The following is a 7,046-nucleotide window of genomic DNA, read 5'->3' as shown; positions in this document are numbered from 1 at the left end:
ACGCGGTGGCCGTCTCACGTCACGGCGCCACGCTCTTCACCTGCGGAAACTCGTACACCACCCCCGTGGACGCAACCGGGCATACCCGGACTCCGAGCAGGCGGCACTGTTGGGCCGCACGTTCGGTTGCGTGCGCCTGGTGTGGAACAAAACCCTCGCCGAACGCACCCGCGCGTACCGCACCGAGGGAAAACGCACCTCCTACAAGGAGACCGACGCGGCGCTGACCGGGTGGAAGAAGACCGGGGATCTGGCGTTCCTGTCGGAGGTGTCGTCGGTTCCGTTGCAGCAGGCACTGCGACACCAGCACACCGCGTTCACCAACTTCTTCGCCGGACGAGCCAAATACCCGAGGTTCGAGAGCCGCACCGGCCGCCAGTCCGCGCACTACACCCGCTCGGCGTTCCGCATGCGTGATGGTGAGCTGTGGCTGGCCGAAACGAGCGCGCCGCTTGCGTTCGTGTGGTCGTTCGATGATGTGGACGTGGCTGGACTGGAACCCACGATGGTGGTGGTCTGCAGGGAGCCCGACGGCCGCTGGTACGTCACCTTCGCCGTCGACACCGATGCTCCCGCGCCCGCGCCGCCGGTCGGGTACGCGATCGGCGTCGATCTGGGGGTGACCGATTTCGCGGTGACCTCCGACGGGACCCGCGTCCCCAACCCGAAACATCTGGAGAAGAAGCAGCGGAATCTGGCCCGGAGGCCGCGCCGGGGCCGCGCGCGGCCGCCACGGCGGAGGCGTCCCGGTCGGCGGCGGCGCTGCCGTCCTACGAGTCGCCGATCCGGATCTCGGTCCGCGCCGGTGACGCGGGCGCCGCCGAGTCGGTGCTGCGGTCGGTCGGCGCGACCTGGCACGGGCGCCGCACCGGCGACGCCGTCCGGTACGTGATCGACAACCCGGAGGGGCTGCCGGTCGACCACCATCCGTTCGCGAGGCGGCTGCCGTCGCTCATCGCCGAGGCCGGAATCGACCCGCTGGCGGTGACCCTGCCGAACTAGCGGACGATCCAGGCGATCGCGGTCATCGTGCCCGGCGGAACCTCGGTGAACCCGCCGTCACGGACCGCGATCGCCGCCTGCTTCACGCACGTGCGCCACGGGACGTCCCGGGTCAGGTGGACGCGCGCCCCGGCGTCGAGCCACGCCGCCACGTCCTTCTTCTTCCCCTGCCGCAGCAGCAGCTGGGCGGCGTGGCCGCACTGCGCCGCCGCTTTCCCGGTGGTCATCGTGACGTCCGGGTTGAGGGCGATCGCCGCGTACCGGCGGCTCTCGGGCCGGGCTCCTCCGCGTCCGCCAGGTCGAGCCCCGCGACCTGGAGCTTCGCGAGCTGCGGCGGGACGTCGGCCACCGGGCCGGGCGGGAACGCCCGCACCTGCGCGCCCGCGTGCTCCACGGTGACGCCGGGCAGCGCCTGCGCCTCCGGCCAGCGGACGCCGCGCGCCCGCCGCGTCACCTTGCGGATCCGGCGCGACTCCCACGCGTCGACGGCCGCGCGCCACTCGCCGTCCGGTTCCAACCCGCGGGTCGGTGAGCAGCCGGACGACCGCCGCCGCGGCCGCCGCGCAGACGGCGCCGTGCGCGGGCGGATCGGCCTTCTCCGCGCGGACCACCAGCTGCATGGCCCAGGGCGGATCGTCGAGAGGATCGAAGTCGGGTCGCACGCCTGGAGTATTCCAAACCCGATCCAATGCCCCGCACGCGACTTTCCGCCGCTCGGAGTGGGTACGGCAACCTTTACCGTTTCGCGATCGTTCAGAACGAGTGGGAGGGCGGCTCACGCCCGGGACGGGCGGGGCCGCTCCAGGCGGAGGAGTCTGGTGGGAGGTCCCCGTGACCATAGGCCAGTGGAGCGATTCCATCCCGGGTAACGGCACGTTCTTCGTCGGCATCGACATCGCGCCGGGCCGGTACCTGTGCACCGAGGCCAAGGGCGGCTGGTGGGTCCGCTACCCCGGGCCCGGCGGGGGCGAGCCCGTCGCGTCCTGGCCGCTGCCCGAGGGCGGGATCGAGATCGAGATCGCCGCCACCGACGTCGCGTTCGAGACCCACACCGGATCCGACTGGAAGCGCGTCGGCGGCACCTCCAAGCACGCGCCGGACGAGGCCCCCGAGCCGCGTCCCGTCGCCGACCCGGCGCTGCGCGCCGAACTGGACGCCGTCGCCGCCCGCGGGATGCTGCCGGGCTGGCTGGTCCCGACGTCCATGCTCATGCTGGGCCTGATCGGCTCCACGCTGCTCGGCCCGTTCTGGCTGCTCGCGCTCGGCATGCTCGCCATGATGATCACCTTCGGGACGCGTTCGCTGGCGCCCGACATCCGGCGCGTCCGCGAGCTGGAGCGCAACCGCGACCGCTACCACACCCTCGACGACTTCGACTCCGAGGGACGCGCGATGCTGGCCCGCGCGCAGGCCGCGCTCGACGCCGTCCGCGACTCGCGGGTCAACCGGGAGGGGCTGCTCGACGCGGCCGACAACGCGGTCATGCTGCCGCGCCAGGAGTGGGAGATCGCGCAGGTGCTGGTGCGGCAGTCGAAGCTGCGCGCCGACCACGCGGAGATGTCCGGCTCGGCGACGTTCCCCGAGGTCGCGGCGGCGCTGCGGCCGCTGCGCGAGAAGCTCGACCTGTCCGTCCAGTCGGTCGCCCGGCGGGTGGAGGCGCTGGAGCGGTACGCCGAGCGGGCCCGCGCCGCCGACGAGGCGCTGGCCGCGCACCGGCGGCTGGAGGAGATCGCGGTGAAGGCGCACGAGTACGACGAGCTGGTCGCCGACACCGTCCGCGACGACCTGGCGATCCCCGCGATCGACCGGCTCACCGAGCAGTCCGAGTCGTTGATCACCACCCTGCGCGAGCGCCTCAGCCAGGCCGCCGAGGCCGCCGACCAGCTCCCGCCCGCGTCCTGACCGCCGGACGGGCGCGCGACCCGCTCAGGAAAGCAGGGCCCTGACCTGGTCGGGGCCGGTGAAGACCTCGGCGCGCATGCCGACCTCGCGGGCGGCGACGACGTTGCGCTCGGTGTCGTCGAAGAAGACGACGTCGGCGGGATCGACGCCGAGCCGGTCGGCGCAGATACGGTAGGCGCGCGGGTCCGGTTTCGCGACGCCGATCCGGCAGGAGTAGGTCAGCGCGTCGAAGCGGGACAGCCAGGAGCCGTGCTTCTCCTCGATGCGCGGGATCAGGTCGTCGATGATGTTGGACAGCAGCCCGAGGGTGCGGCCCTCGTTGTCCAGCTCCCCCACGAGCGCGACCATGCGGTCGTCGACGTCGGTCCAGCTGTCGAGGTCGGCCTCGATCAGGGCGGGCACGTCGGGGAAGACGGTGCCGAGTGCCGCGGCGACGTCCGTCCAGTAGGCGGTGCTTTCCTGGCCGGCGTCGTAGGCGGGCCGGCGGGACCAGTACGCGTCCCAGAACGGCGGGCCGGACCGCCCTGCCAGGGACTCGATGCGCCGCACCGCCTCCGGGCTCTGGGTGCGGGCGATGACTCCGTACAGGTCGAACACGATCACTTCGGGCATGCATCGAGGCTACGCAAAGCGAGCAAGCGGTTGTCCGAGACGGCATAATGAGGGAGTGACCACGACCAACGCTGATTCCGGACGACCCAGAACCCGCAGTTCCGGCGGGGGCGGAACCCGCCGCCGCGGCAAGGGTTCTCCGGCCCTGGCGTCGGAGCGGCGCGAGCACCTGGTCAAACTGGCGGCGGAACTGTTCGCCGAGAAGGGTTTCCAGGCGACGACGGTCCGTAACATCGCCGAAGAGGCCGGGATCCTGTCGGGCAGCCTGTACCACCACTTCGACTCCAAGGAGTCGATCGTGGACGAGATCCTCACCGGGTTCTTCGAGGACATCATGGCGTCGTACCGCCGCGTCATCGAGGAGGGCGGCGACGATCCGCGCGCGACGATCGCCGGGCTCGTCCGTACCGCGTTCGGCACCCTGGAGCCGCACCGGGCGGCCATCACGGTGATGCAGAACGACTGGAACTACCTCCGGGGCATGGAGCGGTTCGCCTACCTGACCAAGTCCGAGGACGAGGTCGAGAAGATGTGGGTGGACACCCTGAAGACCGGGCAGGAGCAGGGAGTGTTCCGGCTCGACCTCGACCCGAAGCTCACCTACCGGATGATCCGGGACACGGTGTGGGTCGCCATCCGGTGGTTCAAGCCGGGCGGCCAGTTGAACGCCGAAGGGCTGGCCGAGCATTACCTGAAGGTGATGTTCGACGGCATCAACCTTCACTGATCCTGGGGAAACATCCCGGACGGGCGGCGGCCGCGCGATTTCGGCGGTGCGCCCCGCACAACCCCCTTAGTGTGCTTAGTCACACTTCCCGAGCAGGGGTGATGACTTGGTCCGTGGGGACGCTGTTACGGATGAGTTCTACGGGGGGAGGGCGTCATGACGGCTGACCGGGACGCCGCCGGCCAGGGGGAGCCCACGCCCGCGATGCGCGCGGCCACGGCACGCGGACTGCAGGAACAGTTCCCCGGGGTGCGGGTCTGGTACGGCGCGGCGACGGGCTCGTGGTGGGCGATGGTGCCGCTGCGGGACGGTCCGCAGCTGCTGGAGGCGGAGACCCCGCAGCGGCTCCGCGACGCGATCCTGAACGCGCGGGCGCGCGGCTGATCGCCGAAAAGTGAGGACGGTCCACGCGGGTCCAACGACGTCCAACGTTGCGACACGCGTCTAGACCGATGTTTCATTGCGGCGTGGCGCGGTATTCACACAGGGTCGGCTCGGCCGACCGGATCCGCCCGCCGCCCGTTGACCGGTGCCTCGAAGTCGAGGCCGTCCGCCGGAGACGGGGCGCGATCCGTCCCCGGCGGGCGGCGTCGAGTCGACGTTAACCCGAAAAAGCTTCAGACACAAGCGCTTGCTCGGTCTCCTTTCAGCGCTCGTGCTGGACGACCGCCCGCTCGGCGGCGACCGGCGCGATCAGATCGTCCGCGACCGTCCGGTGCGCCGGGTGGTCCCGGTAGACGCGGAAGGCGTCGCGGTCCGCGAAGTCCGCGACCACCACGAAGTCGTACGCGCCCGGCGACACCCCCGCGTCGGCGCCCATGACGTACTCCCGGATCTCCGGGATCAGACCGGGCAGCTCCCTGAGCCGCGCCGCGATCTCCTCCTGCTGGCCGGTCGTCGTTCCCTCGGCCCACTTGAACATCACCACATGCCGGAATCCGCTCATGTCGGCACGTTAGCGCCGCCGCGGACGCCCGCGCCCGGTCGTCCGGGCCCCGGCGCGTCGCGTCCGGCCCGCTCCCCCGGCCCGCTCCCCGGCGGGGTTCAGACGGTGCCGAGTTCGGCGGCGACCATCGCCCCGAGCTCCCAGCACTCCTCGGTCTCGGCGCGGCCGGGCTCGCCGGTGACGACGGCGGGCGGGCGGACCGCGCGCCACTTCAGGCCCGTGGTGATCGACTCCAGGGCGCGCAGCGCCCCCGTCGCGTCGCTGCCCGCGTGCAGGTACGCGCCGAAGGGACGGCGGACGGTCTCCTCCAGGCACGGGTAGTAGATCTGGTCGAAGAAGTGCTTGAGGGCGCCCGAGAGGTAGCCGAGGTTGACCGGGGAGCCCAGCAGGTAGCCGTCCGCCTCCAGGACGTCCACGGGCGACGCGGTCAGCGCGGGCCGGGACACGACCTCGACGCCCTCGATCTCGTCGGTGGACGCGCCGGCGCGCACGGCCTCGTACATCGCCTGGAGGTTCGGCGACGGCGTGTGATGGACGATCAGCAGCCTCTTCATCGTCTCCGACTCTAGATCGCCCGCGCCCCGACGGGCCGGACGGGCCCGCCCGGCCCGTCCGGCGCCATGATTCGATGAACTTCCCCTTGGAAAGGCAGGCCCCCCATGACCATGCCCCCTGACGTGCAGGGCCACTGCGACCCGGCGTTCGCCGGCGTGCGCGAGGTGTTCGAGCGGAACTTCGCCGAAGGACGCGAGCTGGGCGCCGCCGTCGCGGTGTACGCGGGCGACCGCAAGGTCGTGGACCTGTGGGGCGGCGTCGCCGACCGGCGCACCGGCCGCGAATGGCGCGCCGACACCCCCTGCTTCGGCTTCTCCTGCACCAAGGCGGTGACGGCCGCCGCCGCGCTGCTGCTCGCCGAGCGCGGCGCGTACGAGGTGGACGGCCCGGTCACGGACTGGTGGCCCGAGTTCGGCGCGGCGGGCAAGGACGGCGCGACGGCCGCGCACCTGCTGTCGCACCAGGCCGGGCTGCCCGCGTTCGCCCGGCGCGTGTCGGCGGACGAGGCGGCGGACGCGCGGCGCGGGCCGCCGAGCTGGCCGCGCAGGAGCCGGAGTGGACGCCCGGCGAGGCGCACGGCTACCACGCGCTGACCTACGGCTGGCTGGCCGGTGAGATCGTGCGGCGGCTGTCCGGACGGACGGTCGGCGCGTTCGTCGCGGACGGGTTCGCCCGCGACCTCGACCTGTGGATCGGCGCCCCGGACGAGGTGATCGAGCGGTCCGCGAAGATGTCGGCGGGCCGCCGGACGACGGGCGGCGGCGGGACGGACGCGCCGCGTCCCGCGGGCGACGCAGGGCTCCTCGACCGGCTCGCGGCCGCGTACACCGACCCGGGCAGCCGCATGAACCGGGCGCTGAACAACCCGCATCCGGGCAAGGGCGGCTACAACAACCCGGTGGTGCTGCGCGCGGGCTGGCCGGCGGCGGGGATGCTCGCGACGCGCCCGCGTTCGGGGCGTTCTACCGCGACCTCGTCGCGGGCCGGATCCTGCGCCCGGACACGCTCCGCGAGGCGCTGCGCCCCCGGGTGAGCGGCCCCGACCGGACGATGCTGATCGACAGCGCGTTCGGTCTCGGCTTCATGCGTCCGGCGCAGACGTTCTTCGTCCCGGCCGCCGGGCGCGACTCGGCGTTCGGGCACACGGGGGCGGGCGGCTCGATCGGGCTGGGCGACCCGGACGCCGGGCTCGCGGTCGCCTACCTGCCGAATCTCATGGGCGATCACCTGTCGGGCGACCTGCGCGCCTACCGGCTCGTCGAGGCCGCGTACGCGGCGCTCTCCTGAGATAACGTCCCGGTT

Annotated in this window: 12 protein-coding genes; 7 read left to right on the top strand and 5 right to left on the bottom strand. The window is 72.4% G+C overall.

The features are described 5' to 3' along the window. Window positions 1-40: 40 nt before the first annotated feature. On the top strand, window positions 41-892 hold the full coding sequence (locus tag BJF79_RS02330; RefSeq protein ID WP_262401421.1) for an RNA-guided endonuclease InsQ/TnpB family protein: 852 nt from the start codon (window positions 41-43) through the stop codon (window positions 890-892). Between the two features lie 106 nt (window positions 893-998). Here BJF79_RS02330 and BJF79_RS58160 read toward each other — a convergent pair whose 3' ends face one another. Both BJF79_RS58160 and BJF79_RS58155 read right to left on the bottom strand, forming a co-directional pair. Continuing rightward, complete coding sequence (locus BJF79_RS58160; protein WP_262401419.1) at window positions 999-1,229, bottom strand: peptidyl-tRNA hydrolase; 231 nt, start codon at window positions 1,227-1,229, stop codon at window positions 999-1,001. Beyond that, window positions 1,226-1,519 (bottom strand): hypothetical protein, encoded by a 294-nt coding sequence (locus tag BJF79_RS58155; protein WP_262401418.1) that lies wholly within the window; start codon window positions 1,517-1,519, stop codon window positions 1,226-1,228. The genes BJF79_RS58160 and BJF79_RS58155 overlap by 4 nt, the downstream gene beginning before the upstream one ends. A 314-nt stretch (window positions 1,520-1,833) precedes the next feature. Here BJF79_RS58155 and BJF79_RS02320 point away from each other — a divergent pair, with 314 nt between their 5' ends. Further along, window positions 1,834-2,904: a hypothetical protein gene (locus BJF79_RS02320; protein WP_075894777.1), complete on the top strand. Its 1,071-nt coding sequence runs from the start codon at window positions 1,834-1,836 to the stop codon at window positions 2,902-2,904. Between the two features lie 24 nt (window positions 2,905-2,928). On the opposite strand, the gene BJF79_RS02315 is transcribed toward BJF79_RS02320, so the two are convergent. Further along, on the bottom strand, window positions 2,929-3,516 hold the full coding sequence (locus BJF79_RS02315) for an HAD family hydrolase (protein WP_075894776.1): 588 nt from the start codon (window positions 3,514-3,516) through the stop codon (window positions 2,929-2,931). Window positions 3,517-3,571: 55 nt separating this feature from the next. Between BJF79_RS02315 and BJF79_RS02310 the strand changes: the two genes are divergently transcribed. Together BJF79_RS02310 and BJF79_RS02305 are read left to right on the top strand one after the other, a co-directional pair. Further along, window positions 3,572-4,243 carry a TetR/AcrR family transcriptional regulator gene (locus tag BJF79_RS02310; RefSeq protein ID WP_262401417.1) on the top strand — a complete coding sequence of 224 codons (672 nt, stop codon included), beginning with the start codon at window positions 3,572-3,574 and terminating at the stop codon, window positions 4,241-4,243. A gap of 156 nt (window positions 4,244-4,399) precedes the next feature. Continuing rightward, the gene (locus BJF79_RS02305) at window positions 4,400-4,627 is read left to right on the top strand and encodes a hypothetical protein (RefSeq protein WP_075894774.1); all 228 of its coding nucleotides are present in this window, start codon (window positions 4,400-4,402) and stop codon (window positions 4,625-4,627) included. Between the two features lie 262 nt (window positions 4,628-4,889). On the opposite strand, the gene BJF79_RS02300 is transcribed toward BJF79_RS02305, so the two are convergent. Then, window positions 4,890-5,189: a Dabb family protein gene (locus BJF79_RS02300; protein WP_075894773.1), complete on the bottom strand. Its 300-nt coding sequence runs from the start codon at window positions 5,187-5,189 to the stop codon at window positions 4,890-4,892. A gap of 98 nt (window positions 5,190-5,287) precedes the next feature. Beyond that, the gene (locus BJF79_RS02295; RefSeq protein WP_075894772.1) at window positions 5,288-5,743 is read right to left on the bottom strand and encodes a flavodoxin family protein; all 456 of its coding nucleotides are present in this window, start codon (window positions 5,741-5,743) and stop codon (window positions 5,288-5,290) included. A gap of 105 nt (window positions 5,744-5,848) precedes the next feature. Here BJF79_RS02295 and BJF79_RS58150 point away from each other — a divergent pair, with 105 nt between their 5' ends. The 3 genes from BJF79_RS58150 to BJF79_RS66385 are packed head-to-tail and all read left to right on the top strand — an operon-like array spanning window position 5,849 to window position 7,031. Then, the gene (locus BJF79_RS58150; protein ID WP_262401416.1) at window positions 5,849-6,337 is read left to right on the top strand and encodes a serine hydrolase domain-containing protein; all 489 of its coding nucleotides are present in this window, start codon (window positions 5,849-5,851) and stop codon (window positions 6,335-6,337) included. After that, window positions 6,280-6,777 carry a serine hydrolase domain-containing protein gene (locus BJF79_RS58145; protein ID WP_410050028.1) on the top strand — a complete coding sequence of 166 codons (498 nt, stop codon included), beginning with the start codon at window positions 6,280-6,282 and terminating at the stop codon, window positions 6,775-6,777. The genes BJF79_RS58150 and BJF79_RS58145 overlap by 58 nt, the downstream gene beginning before the upstream one ends. Further along, the gene (locus BJF79_RS66385; RefSeq protein ID WP_410050027.1) at window positions 6,774-7,031 is read left to right on the top strand and encodes a serine hydrolase; all 258 of its coding nucleotides are present in this window, start codon (window positions 6,774-6,776) and stop codon (window positions 7,029-7,031) included. The genes BJF79_RS58145 and BJF79_RS66385 overlap by 4 nt, the downstream gene beginning before the upstream one ends. Window positions 7,032-7,046: the final 15 nt, after the last annotated feature.

Source organism: Actinomadura sp. CNU-125, assembly GCF_001942465.1.
Lineage (GTDB): Bacteria > Actinomycetota > Actinomycetes > Streptosporangiales > Streptosporangiaceae > Spirillospora.
This window is presented reverse-complemented; position numbering and strand designations above follow the sequence as displayed.